Below are 25,814 nucleotides of genomic sequence, written 5' to 3'. Positions count from 1 at the left end.
CGCATGCTTCGACGACGCGTGCTTGCTGCGGGGCTGCTCGCATGCGCGATACTCGCAGCAGTCGGTTGTACGGCGCAGCCGGAATCCTCAAGCCCACCGTCCATGTCAGCGTCAGCGTCAGCGTCAAGTCGCCCCACGTGTCCAAATCCCGAAGGGCAGAATTGTCTGGGGTCGTTGACCTCCGGGGAGCGCTATACCACCGTGTCTTTCATTCCGACGCTGAGCTACTCGGTGCCCGTTGAGGGCTGGTCGAACCTGGAGGACACTCCGGGCAACTTCCTGCTCGTGCCGCCGGATCAGTCGCTCGCAGGGGTGAACGCGGGGACCTCGGACTACCTCGGCGTGTATACGTCGATCGTCGCGGCGCAGTTCACGGATGGCGGCACATGCGATGACCTGGAGGCTGTTCCCGGCGTAGAGGCAACGCCGGATGCCATCGTCCAGTGGTTGGGCAAGCAATCGGCGCTTACCGTGTCGGACCCGGTGGCGACCTCAATAGGTGGGCTTGAGGGGCAGCGTGTCGACGTTCGCATTGCCGACGGGGCGACAATGCCTTCCTGCACTGATCCCGAATCCGGCGAGCAGGTGCCGGTATTTTTGCTCTTCATCGGCGTCGCTCCTTCGTCCCTGGCCCACGGCGTCATCCCCGACATGACGTTGCGGCTCTACCTCCTCGATTACGACGGAGAAGTCCTGGTCATTGAGGTGGACGACATCGACGCCGCCCCTGCGACTTTGGACCAATTATCGGCCGTGGTGGACGACTTCGCGTTTTCATCCTAGGTTTCACCCATCCACCGTTCCCCCTTCGTCACGGCATCTCATCGGTGCGGTCGACGGACAGAGGTCGACTGTCCGCAATCCAATCGGCATGGCCCGCTTAAGGATGCGAATCGGTCGCCTGGAGGGCTCCCTCAAGCGGGCGCCGCACGTTTTGAGGATCGGGTATGGACGCGGCTGTACAGCGTGATGGGTGCAGTCCGGCACACCCCATCCACGCGCCTCGGCATTCCTCCGCCTGGGTCGCTGCGTGCTATGCCCAGCCGAGCTCCTGCAGCCGGGCGTCGTCGAGCCCGAAGTAGTGACCGATCTCGTGCACGAGTGTGATGTGCACCCGCGTACGCAGCGCGTCGAGGTCAGCGCTGTGCTCCTGCATGTTGTTCTTGTACAACGTGATCCGGTCGGGAAGCTCCCCGAAACCGTAAACCCCGCGTGTTGTCAGCGGATGCCCGCGGTACAGCCCGAACAGCCGTGGCCGTTGCCCCACAGGCTGGTTTTCGATGACGATCCCGACGTTCTCGAGACCGCGGAGGATGTCGTCGGGCAGAGCGTTGAACACCTCGGACACCATGCGCTCGAAGTCATCATCCGAGATCTCGACCATGCTCCAATCCTGCCCCGCTCAGCGCACCGAACGCCCAGGTCCGCGTCCCGATCTAACGCGGCCATGCCCGCACACCCGAGGTCCCCCATGCGGGCACGGCCCGTTTGAGGATCCCGTGCGCTCGCCGTTTGGACAATGAGTGACTGAGGCGGATTCAACTGGGCGAGCTGTCCGAGTCAGGACTTCTTGCGAAGCGTCCAGACATGCTCGTTGGGGAAGTCTCGTGCCCAGTCTGCAGAGATACCTGATCGCGAACCGGTCGCGTCGGCAGGAGCCTGGATCTCGATCAGATCGACGATCTCGAATCCCGTCCCTACAAAGAGTTTGATCCACTCCGAGAAAGTCAGCGTGAACTCGATGCCGCCCGGGTCATCCACGGCGTCCCGCCAGTCGAGCCTGTGGCTGCCGAAGTATGGCCGCTCCAGTCGGCGGGTGATCGGGTATGAGCCGTCGACCGGAGAGCACAGGCCCACGAAGATGTGGCTGCCGAGGAACACCAGCGTCCCTCCCTGCCGCAACAGCCGGTGGGCTTCGGGAATCCACTGGTAGGGGTCGGCCCAGATGGCCGCTCCGTATTCGCTGATCGCGAAGTCGAAGGAGTCGCCGGGCATCGGGACCGTCTCGGCGTTGCCGTGGATGAGTTCGAGGACGACACCGTGCTGCGCGGAGAGTCGCTGGGCGGTGCGGAGTTGCGCGGCCGAGTTGTCGATTCCGGTGACCGACGCTCCGCGTCGTGCCATCCACGCGGACACATAGGCGGTCCCACATCCCAGTTCGATGGCACGCATCCCGGTCATGTCTTCAGGAAGCAGGTGGATCTCGTTCTCGCGGATACCCCACTGACCCCAGGTGGGTTCGACCTGATCCCAGGCGCGCTCACCCGCGTCGACCCACTCATGAGCCATACCGTCCCAGTACTCACGATTGACAGCGACATGTTCAGGGAGCTCGGTCATGGCGGGACCCTATCGCGCAGACCCGCCAACTCTCCATCCCGCCGGCGGCGCCACCGTCCACCGAGCCCCGCACCCATCGCGGTGAGGGGCCGAGCCCAGCCCGTTGAAGGATCCGACGTGACGCTCGCCGAGATTGGGCGCCCTGCCTTCATCGCACATCGTGTGACCACATTGCTGAATCGCACTTCGCTGGCTGAGGCCTTCAGGCCTGCGGTCGTAGATGTCGCACCAACTTGCGCAGTCGATTTCACGGATGGAAACGCAGAATGGCGCGAATGTCAGCAAAGTTTGCGGGAGTTTCGACGACGTTCGAGAGTGAGGTGAGAACGAGGTCGCAGTGGCCCAGGCCTTCAGCTGTTGCTCACGCTTGAGGCCACGAACGACGATCGAGAGCCCGGTTTGCGGCATACGTATCACAGCTCCAGCGAGAGGTGCGTGTCCACCATTCGGGTGACAGACAGCTGCTGTGTGGGCTCCTAGACTCCAACCAAGTGGCTGAACGGCACGAGCGCAAACCTTCGCCGCGTGTGCATGTTTGACCGAAGAGAGAGACGCAACGTTCGCAATCCGAGCGTGTGGATTCCCTCTCTGATTCGAGAGCACCCAGCTCTGGCAATCCTCGCCAAACGTTCTCGGGGGACACCGCTCCGCGATCGAACCGCGTCGCGACAAGTGCCTCGATTGTCCGCCCGATTGTCGGGTCTGACGTGGGTTTCATGGTCCCTGCCGCGCTCGACAACTCTGTCTCGCGCTGACGACACCAGGCGAATAGTCATCGGTGTCAATGCGCAACGAATGAAAGGGTCACCATGTCCGCAAATCGCTTGGTCGCCGCTGTCGCAACATTGGCCGTCCTCGGGTCGCTCGCGTTCGCTGGATGCTCCAGCCCAACGACCGGCAGCGCTCCACCCGACGACACCACAGCGGCGGAGGACACCGAAGAGACCGAGGCGCCCGCGGCCGCCGCGGGCACCCGCGAGAACCCCTTCCCACTCGGCACCGTGATCGAGTCGGACGAATGGACTGTGGTGGTCAACTCTGTGACTCTCGACGGCAACGAAGCCGTGGCCGCCGCCAACCAGTTCAACGAGCCTCCTGCCGAAGGCAGCCAGTACATCGTCGTCAACTACACCGTCACGTACACGGGGGACGACCCGGACGGACAGATGGGGGCTTTCGTGACCCTCGATTACGTGACCGCCTCCGGCACAACGGTCGACTCGATGGGCAGCCTCGCAGTCGCTCCCGATCCCGCTGTCGACACCACATCCGCCCTCTACAACGGCGGCAGCGTGACAGGCAACAAGGCAATCGCTGTGCCTTCGCCCCCCGATGGCGTGCTTGCTATTCAGCCCGGGATGCTAGCCGACAAGGTGTTCTCCGCCATCCAGTAACTGTTCGGAGGAGACGCCCAACATGACTTCGCGGGCTGGGGGCCTTCGGGGGTCGAAATGTCAGCAAGAGTCCGTGTCGGTCTGATCGGGACCAGCTAGTGGGCGGACGACTTCCATCTACGGAATATGAGGAGATGATCGGCCGGGCTGGGCTGGTCGCGGTCTCGTCGCGACTCCTGAGGATCTGCATCATCCGATGGTGATGAGTGCGCTCCGTCAGCAACCGGTGGGCCGGCGACTGTTCATCGACGCGATCGTCAACAACCTGCCGATCGCCCCGGACTTCAGTGCCGGGCACCAAGTCCAGCGGATCACAGACGCAGCCGTCACCTCCCACGAGACCAGCACCGCCCAGAACCTCTAGCACCGCGATCGTCCGTCGCAGGCGGGGAGCCCCTGCCTGACGTCCGAGCGGTGTCCCTCACGTCCCTCGAGCCTGCGAGTATTGCGGGTGCGAGGCGGGGAATCGCACGCGCTCAAGCCTTTACGCGACGACCCTTGCACGCGCATCGCCCGTACGAGGACGTGCCGGACTCAATCAGTCAACGTGGCTAGAGCCATATCCGGCACGTCCGTTCAGGAGGATGCATGCCCGTATATGGATCCACACGCGGGCGGGAGAGCGTCTGCAATGTGTTGACGCTCGCCGACATCGCGAGTGAAGTGGAAGCATGTTCGCCGTTGCTGACCGCTTGCGTATTCGCGATGATCTGATCGCCCATGCGCGAAACGATGATCAGATCGTCGGTGCCGCTCTGGTGGGATCGGCGGCACGAGGCGAGGAAGACGCCTGGTCGGACATCGACTTGGTGCTGCAACTGGCACCGGATGCTGACGAACCGACGATTGTCGACGCGTGGACTCGATGGATCGACGATCGATTCGACGTCGCAGACACGCTCGATGTCTTCGCGGGAGCGCGATACCGTGTCTTCCTGCTGACAACCTCTCTCCAGATCGACCTGTCTTTCTGGAAGTACGGCGAGTTCCGCGGCACCGGTGAGAGCTTCCATCTCGTCTTCGGCACGGCAAACCCACCATCCACCCCGTCCGCGCCTGACCTCGACGCGCTCATCGGAATGGGATGGCTGTACGCCCTCCACGCTCGTTCAGCCATCGCCCGCGGCAAACTGTGGCAAGCAGTGATGATGCTCGACGATCTTCGCAACCAGATCATCGCGCTCGCCTGCGTCCGGCACGGGCTGAACCCGTGGCACGGCCGCGACGTCGACCATCTCCCCGCCGCGGACCTGGACGCCCTGCTGCGAAGCAGGTCAGCGACGGTGACCGCGTCCGCACTCCAGCGATCTCTGCGGATGCTCATCGAACGGTTCCTTGCAGAAGTCGCCGACCACGACGGCACGCGATCCCGCGCACTCACGCAACCGCTTCACACCCTTGGCGCACCTTGAGCAATCATGCGAGGCCCCGACAACAGGTTGGACCGCTACGGGCAGAGCGATCCTCGATGAACTGCGCGGCCGGCCTTGCGCCCAAGTCACCGTTCCACCAGCCCGGGTATCAAGATCAGCAATCCTGGATCGAAGCCCCTTGGTCACCCTGGCCGCTGAGGGATCCGAATCGATCGCCCCGCCCAGGTCTCCACTTCGGGCACGGCCCGGACAGGGATCCTGGACCGGCATGTCTGACCGCTGTAGCTGGTCTGTCACCCATATGCACGCGCTCCCTATACTGACGACCGTCAGAAGGTCGCTGGAGCCAAAGGAGAACCGACATGACTGATGAGACACCCGCCGCGGCGGACGAGATCGCGGTCGCAGCCGTCAGCGACGGTGCGTACACGCTCATCGCTGCCGACTTCGCCGACGTCGACGTCGCGTTGGAGGCCTACCAGGCCCTCAAGGAGGTCGAAGACGGAGCGACAGTCAAGATCGAAGGCGTCCTGGTCGTCAAGCGCGACGACACCGGCAAGCTCGAGGTGCAGAAGGTCACCGATCACAGCACACGCGAGGGCCTCGGCTGGGGAGCTGTCGGCGGCGCCGTTGTCGGCATCCTGTTTCCGCCCTCGATCCTCGGCAGCGTCCTGGTCGTGGGCGCGGGTGGAGGGATCATCGGGAAGTTGCGTGAGCGCCACCACAAGAAGGAGCTGGCGGAGGGATTGCAGGACGCGATCGAGCCGGGCCACTCCGGCATCATCGCCCTCGTGTCCGACCCGGGCGAGGTGAGGATCCGCAAGGCGCTCGAGAAGGCCGACAAGATCGTCGAGAAGGCAGTGGACGACGCGGTGGCCACGGACGCCAAGGCGGTGGCGAAGGCGGAAGCCGACGACAATAAGTAGCGCGCAGATGGCGAGGAGTGCCGCTGTACACGCTGCACCCCTGGTCGAGCCCAGCCGGCGGGGACTCCCGCCGTTCCAAGGAGATCGCCAAAGCCGGTTGCCTACGTCCGATTGGAGTCTGACTGCAACGATCCGAGAGCGTGTCGGCGCGGAGGGAAATGCGGGATCGGAACCGGGCGGCTTGCGCGCCTGCGATCCGCCTTGTAGGCGATCTTCTCGGCGGCGCCTAGTGCTTGCTCGAAGGTGGCGAACGTGCTTCGACTGTTCCGCTCCCTGAGCCAAAGAACTGTGACGTGCTCGTCCTTCAGCTCTGCGAGTGCGATGACCCGTCTCGGATCGTCCTCAGGGAGGGTTGCGTCGCAGAGACGCCAACAATGCTCATCGACGCGGGCAACTTCTATGCGTCCGAACATGATGTGTGTCATGTCGACCTCGTTTCTGTGACGCCTTCGTCACGTTCAGGTAGTGCGGCCCCGAATCGGGGCCGCACTATCTCGGGCGCGGAACCGGGGTCCGGCCCTGCCAGATGCGGAGTTGATCCTCCTCATCGCGGGACAGGCTGAAGTCAGCCGGCTGTGACACCGCCGTCGGCGACGAACTCAGAGCCTGTTGCGAAGCTTGCGTCGTCGCTTGCCACGAACGCGATGAGCGCGGCCATCTCATCTGCTCGTCCGAGCCTGCCCATAGGGGTGCCCGCGATGAGCATCTCGCGGTCGGTGTCGCCCAGGATCGGAGTGTCGATGAAACCGGGGTGGACCGAGTTGACGCGCACGCCTTCCTTCGCCCAGCCGAGGGCAGTGGTCTTGGTCAAGAGGCGCACGGCGCCCTTGGCGGCGTGATACGCGGGACTGACCCCTGATCCGACGATGCCGTACATCGAGCTGATATTCACGACCGATCCGTTGCCACTGGCCTTGAGGGGGGCAGCGGCGGCCTTCATGCCGAGGAAGACGCTGGTCTGCGTGACGGCGACGACCTTGTTCCAGGTGTCCAGGCTCGTTATCTCAAGTGGCTCGGTGTCACCGATGCCCGCGTTGTTGATCAGGATGTCGAGTTTGCCTAACGTCGACACCACGACCTCGACCGCATTCGCCCAATCCTGTTCGCTGGTGACATCCAGGCGCACGAAGACGGCCTTGCCGCCGCTGCGCTCGATCTCGGAGACCACCTCGATGCCGGCCGGCTCCTGCACATCGCCGATTGCCACCGCACCCCCTTCGGACGCGATACGCAACGCTGTCGCCTTGCCGATCCCGCTCGCGCCGCCGGTCACCAGAGCCACACGACCATGGAATCTATTCGTCATCTCGATCACTCCTCACGTCTTTGAGCCGAACCCAACGCGGGTTTCGACTTGATCTTTATAACGGCCGAAGTCGAATTTATATTCCAATGAATGGAAATCTGGACCTCCCGCGGAGGCCGACGTCCAGCCGTTCCCTCGTGGGATAGTCCGTGCCGGGTTCGACTCGCGAGGCGGTGATGCTCCGTGCAGCGACCCGTGCTAGGCGGCGTCAGCATGGCTCTGACAGTCGATACACGCCGCAGCGTGAGGCAGGATCTCCAGTCGTCCAGCAGCGATCTCACGTCCGCAGCGGGTGCAGTGACCGTAGGTGCCGGCATCCAATCGATTCAATGCTGCCGTGATCTGCTCGACGACCAAACGGTTCGTCGCCGCCCTCTGGTAGGCGACGGGGTCGACGCTCGGCAGAGCCTCGGGGGCGAGTTCGGCCAGGATGTCGAGCCGTTCCTGGAGATGCTGCTCGAGCTGCTGGCGGATGGTATCGACGTCCATGTCCCTGACGGGTTGGGAAGTGTGTGTCATGACGGCTCCTGAGAAAAGAGAAACGCGCCGCAGATGCGACGCGCTGGTTGACCGGAATACCCCTTCGGGCTGAAGGGGTCTACGGGGGTGCAGCGCGCAAGGTGGCACGAATACGCCGGCCACCTGCCGCGGCACGCCGGGGCGGAAGGACCTCGTGCCGGGCACCGGCGATGTCGGCTGCACACGTCACCACGGACGCGTCGAGACGACGGTCCGAGGAAACGAGAGAGGGCATCCGGCTCATGGCCCTCACCATAGCTGAGCCGACAGAAAAGGCAAGTCGGCGCGAGTTGCGTCCACCGCGAGGTTGGCTATGGGCGTCGCCGACATCTGTGCTCCCGTGACGCGGGCGTCGATTGCTTTGCCGGTAGATGACGTCATCGGCGAGCGCGGGGGCAACCGCCGACGACCTCATCTGAGACGGGTGCGCTCCCATGATCCACTGGATGCTGTCTGGTTCGTGTCTTTGCTGATCACTCTCCATGATCCCAGCGTGGACCGCGGAATTGACTTCCTCCGGCAGAGGGCTATGGTCGGAGGTTCACCGCCAGCCGATAAGGGGAAGCGAGAACCGATGTCCGGTAAGTCAAGACAGGAACGCGACGTGAAGAAAGTCGCGATGATGTCGATAAAGGAAAAGCGAGCGGCGAAGCGCGACAAGCGCGAGCCGAGCACGTTCGTCAAGCCGCGCAAGGCGGCGAGGGCCTGATTGGGCTGCGGCACAGACCTGACTGAGGTCAGCCGGCGTCAGCTGCGTGCACGTCGCGAAGTCGCCGGGTTGATGACGATTGCCGGTCCACGCGCGGGGGGGGGGGGGGGGTGGCCTCGCTCCGCATTTTGCCGGACAGGGTCCTGTGGCGGCGTCGGCCGCCCGCAGACATGTCTCATCCGTGCACTGCCCGCGTTGGGGAGCCGGCGGGGGGACGCGTCACGGTGGAACGAAGTGCCCCACGGGGGATCAGGCCGACTTGTCGTTCGATTCGTCGGCGATGGCGGTCAGCTCGAGGATCCGCGCTTCCAGTGCACGCAGAAGTGGTTCGCGTCTTGCAGTCTTCAGCATTTCGGTGATGTAGGACTGCGCGAGTCCTGTGGCGACGAGGCCGGCGTAGCCGCTGTCCTCGATCTCTACGACGAGGTCACTGACGGCGTCGACGTCGTCGGCGACCATTGCGCGGAGAAGTCGTGCCGCGAGAAGATCTGGTCCATCCATGTCTGATCGCTCCTTTCGCTGCGGAATTCTAGGGATCGATCTGGCGTTGCTCAAGCAGCCCTGCTTCGTGACACGGCTTTCATCGGCTGCCGCCCGCGCTCGGCGGCTATCCCTGAGCTCGCCCGCCGACCGCTCCGTCCACTGAGCGGCGAGGGCCCACCATGACGCGCGAGACTTCTTCCATCCGCGGATGCCGCTCGTCGCCGTTTTCGACCACGCCCTTGTGCCAGGTCAACTCGAGGCCGTCAGGCGTCTCCTGCAGCACCGAGAGATTGTTGTCGAACCACGGCCCCTTGGTCGTCGTCCACTCGAACGGGGGATCGGGTACTTTCGCAGAGCGGGCAACGACGGCACCGACCGGACGCGCCAGGCCGTATGACATCACCACCGAGAACCAGCGCATCAGGATCGGCAGCGGATTGCGCACAGGAGAGCACACGGCTTGCACGATCCTGCCCCCGCCCGACCGCTCGACCTCCGCGACGTACGAGAAGTGCACGTCGCCGGAGAGAACCAGCACCGAGTCGGGCGCGGCGCCGCGGCCTCCATCGGCGATCTCCGTCAGGATGCCTGCCAGCGACTGGAAGCTGTTCTGCCAGGCGGCCCAGTGCTCGAGATCCACCATCTGCCGCAGGCGTTCGCCGATCCGGGCGGCGACGCGCCCCCAGGCGCCCTGCGAGATCGCCTCGTCCCAGGACTCGACGTGATGCAGCCCGATAGGCAGCAGGAACGGGAGCGAGGTCGCGACGAGCAGATGCCGGAAGCCGCCCTGCAGTTGCTCGTCCAGCCACTCCCACTCCGTCGAGTCGACCAGCGCTCGCGCCGTGGGCGTGAGGTCGCGCGCTGCCCGGGAGTCGACGACCGCCAGACGGATGTCGCCGAAGTCGCGGCAGTAGCTGAAACGGTACGTGCGGGGCTCCCGGTCCACCCGATCCGCCAAGGCGTCCAGTGCGCCGGTGATGTCCAGCTCGCTGGGACCGTCGTGCGCGCTGATCCGCTGCCAGATCTCGTCGTCTGCGCGTTGCGCGGGAGAGAGGTTGCCGAGGTGCTGGTAAACCCAGTACGAGGCCAGCCCGGCGACGATACGCTCGTGCCACCACGACGTCGCCTCCATCTGCTTCTTCCAGTCCAGCGAGGCGTTCCAGTCGTCGCGCACGTCGTGGTCGTCGAAGATCATCGCGCTCGGCACAGTCGACAGCAGCCATCGGTTGGCATCGTCCGACCAAGCGAGCCGATACAGGTGCGCGTACTCCTCGAAGTCCTTGAGCTCTTTGCCGGGCGGCTCGCGAATGTCTCGGCGATCGCGGATGAACTCCTGCATGGCTTCGGTGGTCATGTCGGCGTATACCTGGTCACCCAGGAGCAGGATGAGATCCGGCCGAAGCGACGCATCCTCGCCCAGCGCCAGAGCGAACGTCCGCATCGCGTCGACGCCGTGTGTGCGATTGCCGGTGGCGTCGTGGTCCACGCTCGTGCGACACGATCCCCACGCCATCCGAAGAGGCTGCTCAGGTGCTCGCGTGGCGATGACGGGAGCCGGCATGGGTGAGTCCCGGTCCGGCCACACCCTCTCTCCGTCGAGACGAACCTCATAAGGCATCACCGCCCCCGGTGCGAGGTCGTCGAGGGCGACCAGGGCGTAGTGATGTCCGTGCACCGCGAAGGTCCGAGTGCTCCACTCGCGCTCGCCGATGCTCACGCTCACGGCAGCGTCGCCCGCGGTCTCGACCCAGACAGTCGCGCAGGTCTCTGCGGTGTAGCGCAGCATCGGTCCGACGAGGAGAGGGGAGGACGCCATGATTCCATGTCTAACGCTCGTCGCCTGTACGTGCCACAGGTTGACGGGGAAGCGCCGTTGTGGTCAGCCGGTCTCCAGATCGCTGAACTCGAGGACCTGATGTGGGATTTCCGTCCCACTGGTTGACGAAGGAATCCACCGTTTCCGCTGCCAACGCCTCATTAGCCGTACCCTCAGCGAGACGATAGGCGACAATCCCGTGATTGCCGGCCGCTGCCCCCGCGCTGCACCGGTGGCCGCGCACTACCCGCGTCAGAGCAACCATCCCATGGCGGCAAGCCCAGTTCCTCCTCTGGTTCGTGGTTCTCTACCTGCTGATCCAGATCGCCATCTTCCCGCGGACAGGGATCCACTGCGCCCACGAAGTGACAGAAGATCAGCTGATGGCGATGGCCACGAGCCCGTTGGTGTCGCGAAGCGGGGATTGCCTTGCGCCGGCTCCGCGTCAAGTCAGTGGATGGTCTCCCCCCGCTCAAGCATGGCGACGTACTGGGCGACGCGGGCCGCACGCGTCTCCGGTCGCTTCAGATGGCTCACACGAAACGCCATCGCAAACCGGTTCTGAGCCGACTGGGCGGCGAACGCAGCGGCGATGGCCGGGTCGGCATCGAGTGCCGCCTGGAGCTCACGCGGGATCTCCCCGTCCCGCTGACGATAAGCGGCGTCCCATCGCCCGTCGGCCATCGCACGGTTGATCTCACGGTGACCTGCGGGACGCATCCGACCCTCCTCGATCAAACGGGCGGCGTGCTCTGTGTTGACCTTCGACCACAGCCCATGCGGACGGCGCGGTGTGAAGACCTGCAGGAAGTAGTCGGCATCCAACGACTGCTTCTGTCCGTCGATCCATCCGAAGCACAGCGCGACGTCCAACGCATCTGCGTAGCTGATGCCCGGCCTCTTCGACGCCGCCTTGCGGACGCGTAGCCTCACTCCGTCAAGACCGGGATCGGACTCCAGCCAGCGCTCCCACTCTTCGACCGTGTCAACGTGCAGCTCTGGCTTGGGAGAGGCAGCGACCATCCTCGAACCGTAGACCCTCATACCGACAGGATCCATTGCGGGCGCTTCGGCGCCCGCCGCGACCCACTGCGGCACCGCCCGCTTGCCCATCGTGGTCGCGCGCGATCAGGGCTACGCGCGACCTGCCCGTTACGGGTAGTGCCCGCATACGGATGGTGCGTAGCGCCCGTCTGGGCGTCCCGCGGGTCACCTCGTCGCAGTCCGGTTCGCGATTTCGATCGGTCGCCCGCGGATGCGTGGATCCACCGTCCTCTGCAATTGCCAGGACTTCGCGCGGGACGTCAAATCCCGATTGTCGAGACCAGCACGCCGCCCTCGGAAGGCAGCACCCGCCAGACGCTGCCCGTGCCCTCGACCCGGAGCGCGCCGTCGCCCACGATCAGGGCCGTGCGCTCGTCGATGCCGAGCCCACCGGCGATCAGCCCCGATTCGGCGGCCGCGACCAGTCGAGACAGCATGCCGCGCTGGGCCACATGCACCTCGATGGCCACATCGATCAGGCCGATGCCGAGCTCGATTTCCAGCTCATCGCCTGGTTCGCCGGGATCCTCGGGTGAGACGACCACGCCGCCGATGCGGGAGCCGCTTCCGAGAGAGCCCTCCGCCGCGATCATCGCGCCGGCCGAGACTCCAAGGTAGGGCACACCGTCGGCAACCAGCAGGCGCAACTCATCGAACACCGGCTCGAGCCCGGCGCGCACGTTCTCGACGTTGCCGCCGCCCACCGCGATGCCGTCAACGTCGGCGATTGCGGCGAGCCCGATCGGCTCGCCGGGCGTCCCCGCAGTGAGGTGCAGTTCGAGGGCGGGTCCCGTTCTCGCCATGGTGAGGAGCTCCCCGAGCGCCGCCGCCTTCTCCTCGGCCTCGGGGTGCAGCGAGATCACGGCGACGCGCGGCCGCACGCGGCCCACGCGGGTCGCTCGCAGGAACGCTTCGGCGACGAACGGCGCGTAGAGCGCGGCATCCGCCGCCGTTGTCGCACCGCCGCCGATGAGGTGCACGCTCACGCGGCATCCTCGCCGGCGGTGATGGGGAACGATCGTGCCGCATCATCGAACTGGTTCCGCGGGAGGAGCTCGCGGCGGATCCCGTCAACGCCGGCGGCCGCGTCGTTCGCATCGAAGGTCATCCAATGAGGCTAGCCGGGCGCGGGTCTCAGCCGCGCCCGCTCCGGTGTGATTCGCGGCGGCGACAGTCGACGACGCTTCGCAGCGCGGAATCTCAGCCGCAGCCCGCGAGCGGATCGGGGCCGCACTGCCGCGCCCTGCCGACGGACATCGCGCGCACCGACCGAGCCGAAAAGGCAGCCGCGGCCGCCCCGGCGCGGGTCCGCGCAATCCAACTCCGCGTAAAGAAACGAGCTACGGCCGCCCGTCGAGGTCCGCGATCCGTGCACTGCCCGCAGAGGAATGCCACACGAACGCTTTAGCCCATGCGGTTCACAGCCAGCCGTTCTCGGTCGCGATCCGGACGGCCTCAGCCCGCGAGACGGCGCCGAGCTTGCCGATGGCGGCCGATAGATGATTGCGTACCGTGCCCTCGCTGAGGAAGGTCGCCGCGGCGATGGCGGCTGTCGATACGCCTCCGGTGGCGGCCGCCAATACCTCAGTCTCGCGCTCGGTGAGCGGGGATGGTCCGATGCTCAGACTGGCGGCAGCCAGCGCGGGGTCGACGACGCGCATACCCGCGGAGACGCGCCGGATGGCATCCACGAGCCGGTCGGCCGAGGCGTCCTTGACCATGAATCCGACAGCTCCCGCCTCCATGGCGCGTCGCAGGTAGCCGGGACGGCCGAAGGTGGTCAAGACGATCACCCTCGTCGCCGGTTGGGCGGCGACGATGGCCGCGGTTGCTTCGATGCCGTCCTTGCAATCGGCCGTGCCGGGCATCTGCACGTCCATCAGCACGACGTCCGGACGCACGTCGGACGCTCGGCGAACTGAGTCGGCTGCGCTGTGGGCAAGAGCGACCACCTCGAGGTCGGACTCGGTGCGCAGGAGCGCCGCGAGCGCCTCGGCGATGATCGCCTGGTCGTCAGCCACGAGCACGCGGATCACGCAGTTTCCCCGATCGGTCGAGAGGATGCGGCGAGGGCGGCGCGGACCGAAGTGCCGCGCCCCGGCGCGGCCGCGATCTCCAGGACACCGCCGGCTTCGACGACTCGTTCGCGGAGCCCGGTGAGCCCGCGACCGGACCGGTCGGTGTCGAGTCCGACGCCGTCGTCCCGCACCTCGACGGAGTGCTCGTCGACCTCGATCACGCACTGCGTCGCCTCCGCGTGCCGGACGACGTTGGTCACCGACTCGCGGACCACGTATCCGAACAGCTCGCTGACACCGTCGGACAGTGTCGGCAGCGCCTGGGGCGTGCGAGCATCGATGCCGGCCGCAAGTAGCACAGAGCGGCCGCTGGCGATCTCGGTGGCGAGCCGGATCTCGGTCAGGCCGGAAACCGTGGCCCGCACGTCGGCCAGAGCTTGGCGGGCGATCGCCTCGACTGCAGCCATCTGCTCCTTCGCCGCCTCCGGTGACGTGTCGGCAAGGCGCGCGGCCAGCGACGACTTGATCGTGATGGCAGTAAGCGAGTGGCCGAGGATGTCGTGCAGATCTCGGCTGATCCGCGCCCGCTCTGCGCCTACGGTGAGGGTTTGGACCCTGGCTTGACTCTGCTCGAGCAGGCGCCTGACCCGGCTGCTCTCGATCCAACCCGCTATCCCGAGCCCTATGCCGAGGGAGAGCGCGGCGATGAGGACCGGCATCCATTGTCGACCGAGCAACGCAGCCAGACTCAGGACCATCGCCCAACCGACCACCGCTAGACGGGACTGATGCCACGGGATGAGGGTGGCCATCAAGACGGCCGGGAAGACGCCGAAGTTGGCGAACTCCCAGCCCCACAGCAGCGCTCCGCTGACAACGAAGGCAGTCAACGCCGCGACGTACCACCAGCGCAGCCGGAGGGACCTGTCGGCTGTCCACGCTGCTCCGACGTAGAGCACCGCGAGCAGCGCCAGATAGCCGATCCTGAGGGCGAGCCCGATTGAACCCACCCCATCGGTGATGGTCGGGAACGCGAAGACAAGGAAGACGACGCCGACCAGGTACGTCAGAAGCAGGTTGGGTCGTACTCCCCGCCAGCGATACGGCAGGTCGGTCGGACTGCCGGAGAGCGCCCACGGCGCGGTGTCGCGGTCGTCGCTCCGCGCGAACGGCGCGGGCCGTAACAGGCCGCTGAGGAATGATCGAGCCATGGCACCTCCTCCCGCTCAGCGTTTGCTGGTGGCTGCGGCTCGACGATAGCCGAGCGCACCGACGACTGTCAGGACCAACGACCAGGCGGCCAGCGCCAAGATCGCACCCGACGGGAAGATCGCGTCCGGCAGAAACGGGAATCGGCCGAGTTCGCCCAGCCAGTACGTGGGGAACAGGGGCGCCACGGCCTTCATGGCCGGCGGCATGGCCTCGACCGGGAACCACAGACCGCCGAGCAGCGACAGGGCAAGAAGAAGCATGGTCGTCACACCCTGGACCGCCTCCGCTTTGACCCACACTCCGACGACCATGCCGAGCACCGTCATCGGGAGGAGGCCGAGCCACAGCAGGGCGAGCGAGGCAAGCCACTGGCTGACGGTGGCGGTGACCCCGCCGAGCGATCCGCCGGCGACGAAGACGAGGAGCAACGCCGGAAGCACGAGCAGCATGGTCACCGCCGCCCGCGCCCACAGGAAGACGCGCGGTGGAACACTCGTGATCATCAGCTGCCGGAACCAGCCGGACCGGCGCTCGAGCGCGAGCTGTGCGCCCCCGCTCATCGCGGCCCCGAGGCTACCGTATGCGGCCATCGAGACCATGATCATCGCGGAGGCCAGCCCGCCGTCTGACTCGCCGTACATGGCCGAGAAGACGAGATACAAGGTCACCGGCATGATGACGGTGAAGAGCACGAAGCTGACGTTCTTGGCAGTAAGCACCGCACTGTGCAATGCGTAGTGGAGCGCCGGCGGCAACCCGGTCGATTGGATCGTCGAGCGTCGGGCAGGGATAGTGGTCATGAGGTCTCTCCGTGTCTGACATGAAGGGTGGTTAGGGCGAGGAAGGCGTCCTCGAGCTTGACTGCGTTGACCTCGACGTCGCGGACGCGATCGTCGGGAAGCAGGGCGCGCAGGGTGCGGTCGGAGTCTGTGCTGTGCAGGTGCCAGCGGGCGCCGACCCTCTCCAGCGCGACGACGCCCGGCAGCCCGCTCAGGTCGGCTGACGCGAGGCCGACGGCGGCCAGGGTGATCGTGCGCCCCGCGGCGCGCGACCGGATCTCGTCACCGGTGCCCTGTGCCACGCACCGGCCCGCCGCGAGGACGATGATCCGCTCTGCGACGTCGTCAGCCTCCTCGAGGTAATGGGTGGCGAACAGCACTGTGCGCCCGGCGTCGGCGAACTCTCGCATCGAACGCCAGAAATTGCGGCGGGCCTGGACGTCCATCCCCACTGTCGGCTCGTCGAGTACGAGCAGGTCGGGGTCGGGCAGCAGTGCGAGGGCATACCGCAGACGCTGGGCCTGGCCCCCGGAGAGCCGGTCCGTCCTCGTCTTCAGAAACCCGCCGAGGTCTGCTCGCTCGACTACCTCGGGCACCGGGAGCGGCTGCGCGTGCAGACCCGACATCAGCGTGAGGACGTCGATCACTCGGGCGTCGGAGAGCAGTGCGCCGGCCTGGATCATCGCGCCGATCCGTCCGGAACGCACAGCGTCGAGCGGCTCGAGTCCGAAAACCGAAACGGAGCCTGCGTCGGGCTTCGCCAAACCAAGGATCATCTCATTCGTGGTCGACTTGCCGGCGCCGTTCGGGCCGAGGACCGCGACGATCTCACCAGGCTCGACACGCATCGTGAGGTCGTCAACTGCCCGCACGGCACCGTAGGACTTGGTCAAGTTCGTGATCTCGACCGCGGCGACACCACCGTTCGCGCTGGATGGAGTGCGTGCGGGCCGGGGGAGCAGGGTAGAGGGTGTGTTGTGCATGTCCACCAGGCTCGCTCGCGGGGCGCCGCGCTGCCTCGGCCGTGAGTCACGACCTCACCATGACATCTGTCAGGCACAGCCATAGGATGCGGGCACGCGCTCCGGGTGCACCACTTCGCGGGCGGTTAGGTCACACCGAGGGCGTCGCGCCCTCGGTGCGTTGACTCCCATTGGTCTCGAGTGAGCGCGTATTCAACGGCGCCGAGTTCGCTGCCGTCGCGATCGTCGTCGTCTTCGTGGAAGGTCCGGATGTACTGAAGGCCTACTGAGGCCATCGTTGCCCGGGATCGTTCGTTCACTGCCAGGGTGAGGGCGAAGACACGTTGCATCTCGAGATCCTGGAAAGAATGACGCACCAGCTCCCGTGCGCCCTCGGTGGCCAGCCCCTTGCCCCAGTGTCGCCGCAGCAGCCGGTAACCCAACTCTGCCTGGCCCGGGAGGAGAGTCTCCTCTCCCCAACCGGCAGGCTGCAACAGCCACCAACCGACGAACTCGTCTTCGACGAACCCGACCCAGAAGCCGAGCCCCGAGACGGCCTCTGCGGTCGCGAGCCGGAGTCCGTGAGCCTTTTCAACCTGGGCGCGAGTGCGAGCGTCGCCGGTCAGGTAGCGCATCACCTCTGGGTCGGAGTCCAACTCCACCTCGAGTTCCAAATGCTCATCACCCAGGGGGACCAGTCGGATCCTGTCGGTCTGCAACGTCGCCTGAGACACAGAGCAATCATGCACCAGCCAGCTACGGCACCCCGACACGACAGGGATTCAGAGTCGTGCTATCTCGACCTCCATCCCAAACCTTCCCTCACGGGCACATCAGCATCCTGGTCGAGCGCGCCCGATGGTGCCCGAGTCGGGCCCGGCGAGGAGAGGGATCCTTCGTGCCGCCAGCGCCTCACCCGGGATCATGGTGTAGCTCATTCCGTCAGCGAGAGGATCACGTCTCGCACGAGGGTGATCGCGAGCCAAGCGCATGATCCCGACAGACCCTTGGCTACGGACATCCGGCCGAGGTACTTGAATAGCGGATGGGGTAGGCGCACAGTGGAAGGAGAAGGGAGATCACATGCGCGACTGGATGGCTCACCCGGATGTTATGCCGATTCTCTCCCCGGGCAGGCACCGCTCGCCACGGCGCGGAGCCTGCTTCATGGAATTCGCGTCGTACCTCGCGGGGGAGCGTTGGAGCGACCATCCTGCATGTACGCACGGCACGCTCGCGCATCTCGCACGGATGGTGAACGACCTGACGAGCGAAGCCGGCCGAGCGAGGCTCACGCCGCTCATCCCGTCAGTGATCGGTCTGACGAGCGACGACCCGCTGCTCGACGTCATGCTTGCCGTGCGAGCTGCCAGCGCCGCCCTGCCAATCGCCGCGGAGGAGCGCCAATGGTCCCTGGCGGTGGGGGTGCATGTGGCCATGATCGTCCTCGCGGAACGGGACGACGAGCTCGCCGACGAGTCGTGGGAACTGGCCGAGGCCGCCCTTCGCGCAGCGCCCGCCGCCGATGCCTGGGCCATCCGGTTCATGAAGAAAGTCGGTCCGGGCCGCCCGGGCATGACTGTGCGGCAGTGCCGCGATATCGTGACCGGCGCCGTGGATGGGATCGCGCGAGCCTGCGGCGTGGACCCTGACGAACGACTCGTCGCCCTGCTCACCGCCGCAGTGTCGGACACGGCACGGCTTGTGGGCACGACGCGGGATGAGGCGGATGTCCGCGTGGGCGCGGATGTCCCCGTCACTGTCTAGCCGATAGCACGGTCGACGCGATCCGGCGGACCTTCACCCGATTGTCGCGGTCACGCTCCCGCGGGCACTCGGCTTCCTCGGGTACGAGTATCGGGATGGTGCCCGCGGCATTGGGTGAACGCCGGTTCGCTCAGGAAGTCCCAGACATCCGCGAGCGGCGGCACCCGGATCACCGCCCCGATCCGCATGCGTGTGAACATCATGAGCCGAGTCTGGTCGATTCCACGAGTCGACGTTCCGCGCACAACCCGACCCCGACGCGCCGATACTTCATGACGTCGGTCGCAGATCCCGTCGGCCCAAGAGCTCGGGTTCCATCTCGGCCACGCGGCGCCTGACCGCCTGTATCACGGCGGCGACTGCCGGGCGATCGAGCGATTCGCGCCGAACCACCATCCAGTAGCTGAGTCGCTCTGCGATCTCGTCTGGCAGCACACGCACCAAGTCGGGATGACGGTCGGCTACGAAGCAGGGCAGCAGACCGATTCCGGCTCCGGCCCGCGTGGCTTCGACGTGGACGAAGACATTCGTGGACGTGAGTGAATCGCGCATTGTCGGGACGAGTCGCCTGGGCGCGTCAAGGTCGTCAACCATCAGCATCGAGTCGATGAAGTAGACGAGCCGATGCGTGGCGAGTTCGACAAGGTCGGCCGGTGTGCCGTGCGCGGCGAGGTATTCGCGCGACCCGTACATGCCGAGCTCGTACGCGGCAAGCAGCAAGGCTTCGGCACGATGCACCTGCGGCCGCCCCACTACCACTTCGATATCGAGGCCCGAGCGCTGCTGCAGCGCCCGCCGGGTCACGGTGACCAGCTCCACCTGCAGGAGCGGGTTGTGACGCTGCAAAGCGGCGACCGCCGGCGCCGCAACGAAGGCGCTGAATCCGTCGGTCGCCGACATCCTGACCACTCCGGTCAGAGCCGCGGTCTCCGTGCCTGATGACTCGAGGACGGCCATTGCCGATTCGACCCCCTCCGCGGCCGACGCGGCTCTGCGGCCCAGTTCGGTCAGTTCCCACCCTCCCGCAGTGCGCGCCAGCACGCGACCGCCCAAAGCTTTCTCAAGCGCTGCGACGCGTCGGGCTACCGTCGTGTGGTTCACGCCCAGCGTCGCCGCCGCGCTGGTGTATCGACCGGTGCGCGCCACGGCGAGGAGCAGCAGGAGGTCCTGCGGATCAACAGTCATTCTGCAATTCTGCATACCCGTGTGTACCGATCTGTGCATTGCAAATCATTGGTTGTGCGCCTTTACTCATCAGAGTCAACGACGACCCATAAGGAGAACCATGACCGGCGACCAACGAGTCCGCACTCATCACGCACCTCACGCGGATGCCGCAGAACATTCGGCGAAGTCGGGCCTGAAGCGGATCGTCGCGGCTTCGATGATCGGCACGGTTGTCGAGTGGTATGAGTTCTTCCTTTACGCCACGGCGGCGAGCTTGGTCTTCGGTGCAGTGTTCTTCCCGAATGCCGCTACTCCGCTCGACGGGATCATCGCGGCGTTCGTCACCTACGCCGTCGGTTTCATCGCCCGACCGATCGGTGGAATCGTCTTCGGTCAGATCGGGGACCGTTTCGGCCGCAAGCACACTCTGCAGGTGACGATCATCTTGATCGGCGTGGCGACCTTCTTGATCGGATGTCTGCCGGGCTTCGGAACGATCGGCTACTGGGCTCCCGCGCTTCTGGTTGGGCTGCGCTTCATCCAGGGCTTCGCGATCGGCGGCGAGTGGGGCGGCGCGGTGCTGCTGGTGGCCGAGCAGAGCCCGAACCGATCCCGCGCGTTCTGGTCCAGCTGGCCGCAGGCTGCGGTGCCGGTCGGCAATCTGCTGGCCACCCTGGTGCTCCTGGCGATGTCGTGGCTGCTGCCGGCTGACCAGTTCCTGGCTTGGGGATGGCGCGTCGCGTTCTGGCTGTCGGCCCTGATCGTCGCGGTGGGCTACTACATCCGCAAACACGTCACTGAGGCCCCGATCTTCCTCGAGACCCGCGCGAAGGTCGAGGCGGAGAAGGCGGTCAGCTACGGCGTCTTCGAGGTTGTGCGCCGTTACCCGAAGGGCGTTCTGAAGGCGATGGGACTGCGGTTCGCCGAGAACATCCTGTACTACATCATCGTCAGCTTCTCGATCGTGTACCTGGTCACTGTGCACCAGTACGACACCAGCCAGTTGCTGTTGGCCCTGCTGATCGCGCACGCCGCGCACTTCGTGGTCATCCCGCCGGTCGGTCGCCTGTGCGACCGCATCGGCCGCAAACCCGTCTACTTCGCTGGAGCGGTGCTGGGCGCTACGTGGGCATTCTTCGCCTTCCCCATGTTCGACACGCTGAACCCGGTGCTGATCGTGCTCGCGGTGACGATCGGATTGTGCTTCCACGCGCTGATGTACGCCGGCCAGCCCGCGATCATGGCCGAGCTTTTCCCGACCCGGATGCGGTACTCCGGCGTGTCTCTGGGCTACCAGGTCACCTCCATCGTGGCGGGCTCGCTCGCGCCGATCATCGCGGCAGCGCTGTTGCAGCGATACGACTCCTGGCTCCCGGTGGCGCTGTATGTCGCCGGTGCGTGCGCGGTGACCCTCGTGGCGGTCATCACCCTGCGGGAGACCAAGGGCGCCTCGCTGCGCGCGGTCGACGAGGCCGACGCCGTGCGGTTCGCGCTGCCCACACCCGCCGCAGGTGTACGTTCGTGACCGCCCCGACCCTGCGGGGTCGTCGCGCTCTGGTCACCGGTGGGGGCGCCGGAATCGGCGCCGCGATCGCGCGCGAGCTGGCCGGCCGGGGCGCCCACGTGATCGTCGCGGACCGTGATGCGGCGGCGGCAGAGGCGCTCGCGAGAGAGCTCGAAGGCACGCCATGGATCGTCGATCTCGCCGACCGCGATGTCCTGGCGGACGACACCTTCACCGCAGGTCTGAGCAAGATCGACATCCTCGTCAACAACGCCGGCATTCAGCGCCTCGACGCGATCCAGGACTTCGACCCGGAAGCCTTCCGATTCATCCTGAGATTGATGCTCGAGGCGCCGTTCCTTCTCATTCGAGCCGTCTTGCCTGGGATGTACGAACGCGGGTTCGGTCGCGTCGTCAACGTCTCTTCGGTGCACGGGCTGCGCGCGTCGCCGTTCAAGAGCGCGTACGTGACGGCCAAACACGGCTTGGAGGGCTTGTCCAAGACGACGGCACTGGAGGGCGGTCCGTACGGGGTCACGAGCAACTGCGTGAATCCGGGGTACGTCCGCACCGCGCTGGTGGAGAAGCAACTCGCCGAGCAGGCGGCCATCCACCGCATCCCGGAATCCGAAGTTCTCGAGAAGATCCTGCTCACGGAGAGTGCGATCAAGCGACTGGTGGAACCACACGAAGTGGCATCGCTCGTGGGCTGGCTCACCTCCGACGACGCGGCGATGGTCACCGGCGCGAGCTACACGATGGATGGGGGATGGTCAGCGCGATGAGAGTCGACCGCCGACCTGCCGAGTAGTCGAGTCACCTCGCGACGACGTGGTGATGCTGATCGGCGCGTCCCTAGGATGAGCGCATGGCGATGCCGGTTCTGGCGACCAAGCTCTTCGTTCCGCCGCCGCGCTCCCACGGACTGTCCCGGCCCCGCCTCATCCGGAAGCTCAACGACGGGCTCGCGGCGGGGCACACGCTGACGCTCATCTCCGCACCCGCCGGATTCGGCAAGACCACAGTGCTCAGTGAGTGGGTCAACGCACGCCGGCGAGCCGACTCCGACCTCAGAGTCGGCTGGGTATCCCTTGATGGGAGCGACAATGACCCCGTTCGGTTCCTCTCCTATGTGGTCGCGGCGTACCACGCCCAGGACGACGGAACGGATGCTGCTGTCAGCGACCCCAACAGGTCTGCCGAGTCCACCCTGACGGCGCTGGTCAATGACGCCACGCGGAGTCAACGCCGAGTACTGCTCGTATTGGACGACTTTCAGTTGATCGAGGACCAATCCATTTGCGATGCGGTCACCTTCCTCCTCGACCATGCGCCGCCGAATCTGCACCTGGCGATCGCGAGCCGATCAGACCCGCTGCTGCCGCTGGCCCGGCTTCGAGCTCGCGATGAGCTCACTGAACTGCGGGCGGCCGACCTGCGATTCACCGCTGAAGAAGCGGCACAGTTTCTCGCTCGAGCGACTGCGATGGTGCTCTCCGCAGACGATGTCTCCGCTCTCGAGGCCCGGACCGAGGGGTGGATCGCCGGACTGCAGCTCGCGGCCATCTCCTTGCGCGAGCGTCCTGATGTCTCAGAATTCGTGTCCGCGTTCACCGGGAGCAACCGGTACATCATCGACTACCTCATCGAGGAAGTCCTCGAACGCGCCCCGTTGCACGTCCGCGAATTCCTCTGCCAGACCGCCATCCTGGATCGCCTCTCAGGGTCGCTCTGCGATGCAGTCACCGGCGACGCGGACGGCGCCGAGATGCTCGCCGCCCTCGAGCGCGCCAACCTGTTCGTCGTTCCGCTCGACGACCACCGGCAGTGGTACCGGTATCACCACCTCTTCGCCGACGTCCTGAAAGTCCGTCTCCTCGCGCAGGGCATCGACCATGTGAATGCCTTGGAGAGCCGGGCCAGCGACTGGTTCGAACGCCACGGCTCACCGGAGGAGGCCGTGCGGCACGCCCTCGCCGGCTCCGACTTCCCGCGGGCGGCGAGAATGATCGAAGCCACGATTCCCAGCGTGCGCAAGAGTCGACAGGACGCCACCCTGCTCGCATGGCTCGCCCTCCTGCCTCAAACTGCGATCGATGCCCGGCCCGTCCTGCAGGTATTCGCGGCGTGGGCCGCTCTCGTCTCAGGCGATATCGCCGCGGTCGAACCGAAGCTCGCCGCCGCCGAAGAGCAACTCGCGGCGGCGACGGCAGGTGTCGCTCACGAGTCCGAGCCTGGTGGCGAGCTGAGCTCCCTCCGCGTCACGATCGCGCTCTACCGGGGTGCGCTGGCGATGGCCGCGGGCGACACGGCGGCGATCGGAACCCATGCTCAGCACGCGTTGGATGCCGCAGCGTCCGATGATTACCTCGGCCGCGGCGCGGCGGCGGGGATGTTGGGTCTGGCCTCATGGGCGCGCGGAGACCTCGAGTCCGGCACGCTTGGATTCCGCCAGTCGGCCGCCAATCTGCGCCGTGCCGGCAACCTCCTCGATGCGCTGAGCACCACGATGGTGATAGGCGACATGCTGTTCGCGCTCGGTCGGATCGCGGAAGCTCAAACGGGCTACGAGTTGGCGATCCGCGAAGCCGACGGCAACCCCCCAGCCGCGGACTTGCACGCCGGCATCAGCGAGGTGCTTCGCCAACGCAACGAACTGGACGCCGCCACGCGACACCTGGCCGCGGCCGATGCACTGGGTGCTGGTTCGTTCTCGCACGAACACCGATACCGCTGGGCCGTGGGCATGGCAGGGCTCGCCCAGTCCGAGGGTGATGCGGATGCTGCTCTCGATCATCTGGCCAGTGCCGACATGCAGTACCGACGCGGGTTCTTTCCTGACGCGCGTCCCATCGGCGGCCTCAGGGCCAGGATCTGGATCACGCAAGGTCGTCTCGCGGACGCCAGGGAATGGGTCGCCGAGCAGGGGTTGAGTAGCAAGGATGAGCCCGCCTACCTGGATGAGTTCGGTCACATCACACTCGCCCGATTGCTCATCGCGGGTGGCGATGAGAAATCCGTTCAAGAAGCGGTGGCGTTGCTTTCGCGCCTCGCCGACGCCGCCGAAGAAGGCGGCCGCATCGGCGGCCTGATCGAGATCCTGATTCTGCAGGCGCTCGCGCTGCACGCTCGAGGACACACGAATGCCGCCCTGCTGTCGTTGGAGCGAGCTCTCGCGCTGGCAGAGCCCCAGGGCTATATTCGGGTCTTCCTCGACGAAGGCGCCCCGATGCTGCAACTGCACAGGGCGGCCGCAGGAGCCGGCATCCGGCCCGACTTCGTCCGGATGCTCAGCCAGTCACTGCGCAATACTCAAGCAGTCGCGGCACCGATGTCGATGGCCGACCCGCTCAGCGAACGGGAACTCGGCGTGGTTCGGCTGCTCGGAACGCAGCTGACGGGGCCCGAGATCGCTCGTGAGCTTCACGTCTCGCTGAACACCATGCGCACCCACACCAAGCACATCTTCCTCAAACTCGAGGTCAACGATCGCGCCTCCGCCGTCCGCCGCGCGGAGGCACTCGGGCTCATCTGAGGACAAATCACCATGCGCATGGCGCAGGTGGTGATGTCGCGTCACCACCTTCCTTCGTAGCTTCAGGGACGTCCCCCAGCGACCAGCCGGGACATCCCAGCATCTAAGGAAGCGCCATGACCATCACTACGACCACCCTCACCCGTGCGGCCGCTGTCGCCGCCGTGCTCGGAGGACTCGCCTACGTCCTCATCCAGTTCATCCACCCGGCGGACGTCATCGAATCCCTCTCCACTCAGGCGTGGGTGAACGTCCACATCCTGAGCTTCGCCGAAGCGATCCTCGCCCTGATCGGCGTCACCGGCATCTACCTGTACCAGTCCCCGAAAGTCGGCCTCGTCGGCCTCACCGGGTACCTGATGTTCGGGCTCTTCTTCATCCTGCAGGCCTCGTTCAACTTCGCCGAGGCACTCATCGCACCCCTGATCGCGGTCAGCGCACCCCAGCTCGCCGTCGACTTCGTCGGCCTCTTCGGACGCTACCCCGCCGAAACCGACCTCGGTGCGCTCGCTGCCCTGCCCACCGTCGGCGCCATCCTCTACGTCGTCGGCGCCATCCTGCTCGGCATCGTCACCATCCGTGCCCGGCTGCTCTCGCGCGGGGCGGCGGTCCTCCTCATCGTCGCTGCCGCCGTCACCCCGCTCGCGGCCCTGCTGCCGCACGCCCTCGAGCGCATGGCCGCGGTGCCCATGGGCTTCGCCCTGGTCTGGCTCGGCTACTCACTGTGGATGAACAGCCGTACGAATGCGTCACATCCGGCCCTGGTCGACTCAGACCGGATTGCCGCGAGCTGACGTCGACTCGACGAGGCGTGACGACGATGACTCACACATCAGCTCACGGGGATGCCGAAACCAACCGATACGAGATCCGCCTGCACGGGCGGCTTGATCAGGGTTGGAGCGACTGGTTCGGAGGATTCACCCTCACCAATCAGAGCGACGGAACCACCACCCTCAC

Annotated in this window: 27 protein-coding genes; 11 read left to right on the top strand and 16 right to left on the bottom strand. The window is 65.9% G+C overall.

From position 1 onward, the window contains the following. The first annotated feature begins 174 nt into the window (after positions 1 to 174). A complete protein-coding gene (locus tag ABD188_RS19950; RefSeq protein ID WP_344066641.1) occupies positions 175 to 783 on the top strand; it encodes a hypothetical protein in 609 nt (202 codons plus the stop codon). A 250-nt stretch (positions 784 to 1,033) separates the two neighbouring features. Here the strand turns inward: ABD188_RS19950 and ABD188_RS19945 are convergent, their stop codons facing one another. Both ABD188_RS19945 and ABD188_RS19940 read right to left on the bottom strand, forming a co-directional pair. Then, the gene (locus ABD188_RS19945; RefSeq protein ID WP_344066638.1) at positions 1,034 to 1,384 is read right to left on the bottom strand and encodes a metallopeptidase family protein; all 351 of its coding nucleotides are present in this window, start codon (positions 1,382 to 1,384) and stop codon (positions 1,034 to 1,036) included. A 176-nt stretch (positions 1,385 to 1,560) separates the two neighbouring features. Then, the gene (locus ABD188_RS19940) at positions 1,561 to 2,340 is read right to left on the bottom strand and encodes a class I SAM-dependent methyltransferase (RefSeq protein ID WP_344066634.1); all 780 of its coding nucleotides are present in this window, start codon (positions 2,338 to 2,340) and stop codon (positions 1,561 to 1,563) included. A gap of 809 nt (positions 2,341 to 3,149) precedes the next feature. On the opposite strand from ABD188_RS19940, the gene ABD188_RS19935 reads away from it, so the two are divergent. The 4 genes from ABD188_RS19935 to ABD188_RS19920 all read left to right on the top strand — a co-directional run bounded on the left by ABD188_RS19935 (position 3,150) and on the right by ABD188_RS19920 (position 6,033). Next, a complete protein-coding gene (locus ABD188_RS19935) occupies positions 3,150 to 3,734 on the top strand; it encodes a hypothetical protein (protein ID WP_344066631.1) in 585 nt (194 codons plus the stop codon). A gap of 202 nt (positions 3,735 to 3,936) precedes the next feature. After that, positions 3,937 to 4,098, top strand: a complete 162-nt coding sequence (locus tag ABD188_RS19930; protein ID WP_344066628.1) for a hypothetical protein — start codon at positions 3,937 to 3,939, stop codon at positions 4,096 to 4,098. A 307-nt stretch (positions 4,099 to 4,405) separates the two neighbouring features. Further along, complete coding sequence (locus tag ABD188_RS19925) at positions 4,406 to 5,146, top strand: nucleotidyltransferase domain-containing protein (RefSeq protein ID WP_344066625.1); 741 nt, start codon at positions 4,406 to 4,408, stop codon at positions 5,144 to 5,146. A gap of 323 nt (positions 5,147 to 5,469) precedes the next feature. After that, a complete protein-coding gene (locus tag ABD188_RS19920; RefSeq protein ID WP_344066622.1) occupies positions 5,470 to 6,033 on the top strand; it encodes a DUF1269 domain-containing protein in 564 nt (187 codons plus the stop codon). Between the two features lie 565 nt (positions 6,034 to 6,598). On the opposite strand, the gene ABD188_RS19915 is transcribed toward ABD188_RS19920, so the two are convergent. Continuing rightward, positions 6,599 to 7,339 (bottom strand): SDR family NAD(P)-dependent oxidoreductase, encoded by a 741-nt coding sequence (locus ABD188_RS19915; protein ID WP_344066619.1) that lies wholly within the window; start codon positions 7,337 to 7,339, stop codon positions 6,599 to 6,601. Between the two features lie 198 nt (positions 7,340 to 7,537). Continuing rightward, positions 7,538 to 7,858, bottom strand: coding sequence for a TraR/DksA family transcriptional regulator (locus ABD188_RS19910; RefSeq protein ID WP_344066617.1), 321 nt, complete (start codon positions 7,856 to 7,858; stop codon positions 7,538 to 7,540). 313 nt (positions 7,859 to 8,171) lie between these two features. Between ABD188_RS19910 and ABD188_RS19905 the strand changes: the two genes are divergently transcribed. After that, a complete protein-coding gene (locus ABD188_RS19905) occupies positions 8,172 to 8,567 on the top strand; it encodes a hypothetical protein (protein WP_344066614.1) in 396 nt (131 codons plus the stop codon). 249 nt (positions 8,568 to 8,816) lie between these two features. On the opposite strand, the gene ABD188_RS19900 is transcribed toward ABD188_RS19905, so the two are convergent. From ABD188_RS19900 to ABD188_RS19855, 10 genes are all read right to left on the bottom strand, one after another. Continuing rightward, a complete protein-coding gene (locus ABD188_RS19900; protein ID WP_344066611.1) occupies positions 8,817 to 9,068 on the bottom strand; it encodes a hypothetical protein in 252 nt (83 codons plus the stop codon). A 106-nt stretch (positions 9,069 to 9,174) separates the two neighbouring features. Further along, complete coding sequence (locus ABD188_RS19895) at positions 9,175 to 10,866, bottom strand: alkaline phosphatase D family protein (RefSeq protein ID WP_344066608.1); 1,692 nt, start codon at positions 10,864 to 10,866, stop codon at positions 9,175 to 9,177. Positions 10,867 to 11,316: 450 nt separating this feature from the next. Further along, positions 11,317 to 11,889, bottom strand: coding sequence for a YdeI/OmpD-associated family protein (locus ABD188_RS19890; protein ID WP_344066605.1), 573 nt, complete (start codon positions 11,887 to 11,889; stop codon positions 11,317 to 11,319). A gap of 281 nt (positions 11,890 to 12,170) precedes the next feature. After that, complete coding sequence (locus tag ABD188_RS19885) at positions 12,171 to 12,896, bottom strand: Type 1 glutamine amidotransferase-like domain-containing protein (protein ID WP_344066602.1); 726 nt, start codon at positions 12,894 to 12,896, stop codon at positions 12,171 to 12,173. Beyond that, entirely contained in the window at positions 12,893 to 13,018 is a 126-nt protein-coding gene (locus ABD188_RS19880) for a hypothetical protein (protein ID WP_344066598.1), read from the bottom strand. Before ABD188_RS19880 ends, ABD188_RS19885 begins: the two co-directional genes overlap by 4 nt. Before the next feature lie 310 nt (positions 13,019 to 13,328). Continuing rightward, positions 13,329 to 13,946, bottom strand: coding sequence for a response regulator (locus ABD188_RS19875; protein WP_344066595.1), 618 nt, complete (start codon positions 13,944 to 13,946; stop codon positions 13,329 to 13,331). Continuing rightward, positions 13,943 to 15,139: a sensor histidine kinase gene (locus ABD188_RS19870; RefSeq protein ID WP_344066592.1), complete on the bottom strand. Its 1,197-nt coding sequence runs from the start codon at positions 15,137 to 15,139 to the stop codon at positions 13,943 to 13,945. The genes ABD188_RS19875 and ABD188_RS19870 overlap by 4 nt, the downstream gene beginning before the upstream one ends. Positions 15,140 to 15,154: 15 nt before the next feature. Next, entirely contained in the window at positions 15,155 to 15,940 is a 786-nt protein-coding gene (locus ABD188_RS19865) for an ABC transporter permease (protein ID WP_344066589.1), read from the bottom strand. Then, positions 15,937 to 16,902: an ABC transporter ATP-binding protein gene (locus ABD188_RS19860; protein ID WP_344066585.1), complete on the bottom strand. Its 966-nt coding sequence runs from the start codon at positions 16,900 to 16,902 to the stop codon at positions 15,937 to 15,939. Before ABD188_RS19860 ends, ABD188_RS19865 begins: the two co-directional genes overlap by 4 nt. 125 nt (positions 16,903 to 17,027) lie before the next feature. After that, positions 17,028 to 17,615: a GNAT family N-acetyltransferase gene (locus ABD188_RS19855; RefSeq protein ID WP_344066582.1), complete on the bottom strand. Its 588-nt coding sequence runs from the start codon at positions 17,613 to 17,615 to the stop codon at positions 17,028 to 17,030. A 433-nt stretch (positions 17,616 to 18,048) separates the two neighbouring features. Between ABD188_RS19855 and ABD188_RS19850 the strand changes: the two genes are divergently transcribed. Continuing rightward, positions 18,049 to 18,648: a hypothetical protein gene (locus ABD188_RS19850; protein WP_344066579.1), complete on the top strand. Its 600-nt coding sequence runs from the start codon at positions 18,049 to 18,051 to the stop codon at positions 18,646 to 18,648. 50 nt (positions 18,649 to 18,698) lie between these two features. Here the strand turns inward: ABD188_RS19850 and ABD188_RS19845 are convergent, their stop codons facing one another. Beyond that, positions 18,699 to 18,851, bottom strand: coding sequence for a hypothetical protein (locus tag ABD188_RS19845; RefSeq protein WP_344066576.1), 153 nt, complete (start codon positions 18,849 to 18,851; stop codon positions 18,699 to 18,701). 67 nt (positions 18,852 to 18,918) lie between these two features. Beyond that, a complete protein-coding gene (locus ABD188_RS19840) occupies positions 18,919 to 19,833 on the bottom strand; it encodes a LysR family transcriptional regulator (RefSeq protein WP_344066573.1) in 915 nt (304 codons plus the stop codon). A 100-nt stretch (positions 19,834 to 19,933) separates the two neighbouring features. Here ABD188_RS19840 and ABD188_RS19835 point away from each other — a divergent pair, with 100 nt between their 5' ends. The 4 genes from ABD188_RS19835 to ABD188_RS19820 all read left to right on the top strand — a co-directional run bounded on the left by ABD188_RS19835 (position 19,934) and on the right by ABD188_RS19820 (position 25,648). Next, complete coding sequence (locus ABD188_RS19835; protein ID WP_344066570.1) at positions 19,934 to 21,340, top strand: MFS transporter; 1,407 nt, start codon at positions 19,934 to 19,936, stop codon at positions 21,338 to 21,340. Next, complete coding sequence (locus tag ABD188_RS19830; RefSeq protein ID WP_344066568.1) at positions 21,337 to 22,104, top strand: 3-hydroxybutyrate dehydrogenase; 768 nt, start codon at positions 21,337 to 21,339, stop codon at positions 22,102 to 22,104. The genes ABD188_RS19835 and ABD188_RS19830 overlap by 4 nt, the downstream gene beginning before the upstream one ends. Positions 22,105 to 22,187: 83 nt before the next feature. Then, a complete protein-coding gene (locus tag ABD188_RS19825; protein ID WP_344066564.1) occupies positions 22,188 to 24,854 on the top strand; it encodes a winged helix-turn-helix domain-containing protein in 2,667 nt (888 codons plus the stop codon). 116 nt (positions 24,855 to 24,970) lie between these two features. Then, complete coding sequence (locus tag ABD188_RS19820) at positions 24,971 to 25,648, top strand: hypothetical protein (protein ID WP_344066561.1); 678 nt, start codon at positions 24,971 to 24,973, stop codon at positions 25,646 to 25,648. Positions 25,649 to 25,814: the final 166 nt, after the last annotated feature.

Source organism: Microbacterium pumilum (genome assembly GCF_039530225.1).
Lineage (GTDB): Bacteria > Actinomycetota > Actinomycetes > Actinomycetales > Microbacteriaceae > Microbacterium > Microbacterium pumilum.
Note: the sequence above shows the minus strand (reverse complement) of the source record. Positions and strands in the feature narration are given on the sequence as shown.

Excerpts from the sequence above, each read along its gene's own strand:
- ABD188_RS19870 (WP_344066592.1), bottom strand. The coding sequence starts at position 15,139 with ATGGCTCGATCATTCCTCAGCGGCCTGTTACGGCCCGCGCCGTTCGCG.
- ABD188_RS19935 (WP_344066631.1), top strand. The coding sequence starts at position 3,150 with ATGTCCGCAAATCGCTTGGTCGCCGCTGTCGCAACATTGGCCGTCCTC.
- ABD188_RS19915 (WP_344066619.1), bottom strand. The coding sequence starts at position 7,339 with ATGACGAATAGATTCCATGGTCGTGTGGCTCTGGTGACCGGCGGCGCG.
- ABD188_RS19905 (WP_344066614.1), top strand. The coding sequence starts at position 8,172 with ATGGGCGTCGCCGACATCTGTGCTCCCGTGACGCGGGCGTCGATTGCT.
- ABD188_RS19860 (WP_344066585.1), bottom strand. The coding sequence starts at position 16,902 with ATGCACAACACACCCTCTACCCTGCTCCCCCGGCCCGCACGCACTCCA.
- ABD188_RS19825 (WP_344066564.1), top strand. The coding sequence starts at position 22,188 with ATGGCGATGCCGGTTCTGGCGACCAAGCTCTTCGTTCCGCCGCCGCGC.
- ABD188_RS19900 (WP_344066611.1), bottom strand. The coding sequence starts at position 9,068 with ATGGATGGACCAGATCTTCTCGCGGCACGACTTCTCCGCGCAATGGTC.
- ABD188_RS19840 (WP_344066573.1), bottom strand. The coding sequence starts at position 19,833 with ATGACTGTTGATCCGCAGGACCTCCTGCTGCTCCTCGCCGTGGCGCGC.
- ABD188_RS19880 (WP_344066598.1), bottom strand. The coding sequence starts at position 13,018 with ATGACCTTCGATGCGAACGACGCGGCCGCCGGCGTTGACGGGATCCGC.
- ABD188_RS19845 (WP_344066576.1), bottom strand. The coding sequence starts at position 18,851 with ATGATGTTCACACGCATGCGGATCGGGGCGGTGATCCGGGTGCCGCCG.
- ABD188_RS19850 (WP_344066579.1), top strand. The coding sequence starts at position 18,049 with ATGGAATTCGCGTCGTACCTCGCGGGGGAGCGTTGGAGCGACCATCCT.
- ABD188_RS19835 (WP_344066570.1), top strand. The coding sequence starts at position 19,934 with ATGACCGGCGACCAACGAGTCCGCACTCATCACGCACCTCACGCGGAT.
- ABD188_RS19920 (WP_344066622.1), top strand. The coding sequence starts at position 5,470 with ATGACTGATGAGACACCCGCCGCGGCGGACGAGATCGCGGTCGCAGCC.
- ABD188_RS19910 (WP_344066617.1), bottom strand. The coding sequence starts at position 7,858 with ATGACACACACTTCCCAACCCGTCAGGGACATGGACGTCGATACCATC.
- ABD188_RS19890 (WP_344066605.1), bottom strand. The coding sequence starts at position 11,889 with ATGGTCGCTGCCTCTCCCAAGCCAGAGCTGCACGTTGACACGGTCGAA.
- ABD188_RS19820 (WP_344066561.1), top strand. The coding sequence starts at position 24,971 with ATGACCATCACTACGACCACCCTCACCCGTGCGGCCGCTGTCGCCGCC.
- ABD188_RS19940 (WP_344066634.1), bottom strand. The coding sequence starts at position 2,340 with ATGACCGAGCTCCCTGAACATGTCGCTGTCAATCGTGAGTACTGGGAC.
- ABD188_RS19895 (WP_344066608.1), bottom strand. The coding sequence starts at position 10,866 with ATGGCGTCCTCCCCTCTCCTCGTCGGACCGATGCTGCGCTACACCGCA.
- ABD188_RS19930 (WP_344066628.1), top strand. The coding sequence starts at position 3,937 with ATGAGTGCGCTCCGTCAGCAACCGGTGGGCCGGCGACTGTTCATCGAC.
- ABD188_RS19925 (WP_344066625.1), top strand. The coding sequence starts at position 4,406 with ATGTTCGCCGTTGCTGACCGCTTGCGTATTCGCGATGATCTGATCGCC.
- ABD188_RS19945 (WP_344066638.1), bottom strand. The coding sequence starts at position 1,384 with ATGGTCGAGATCTCGGATGATGACTTCGAGCGCATGGTGTCCGAGGTG.
- ABD188_RS19865 (WP_344066589.1), bottom strand. The coding sequence starts at position 15,940 with ATGACCACTATCCCTGCCCGACGCTCGACGATCCAATCGACCGGGTTG.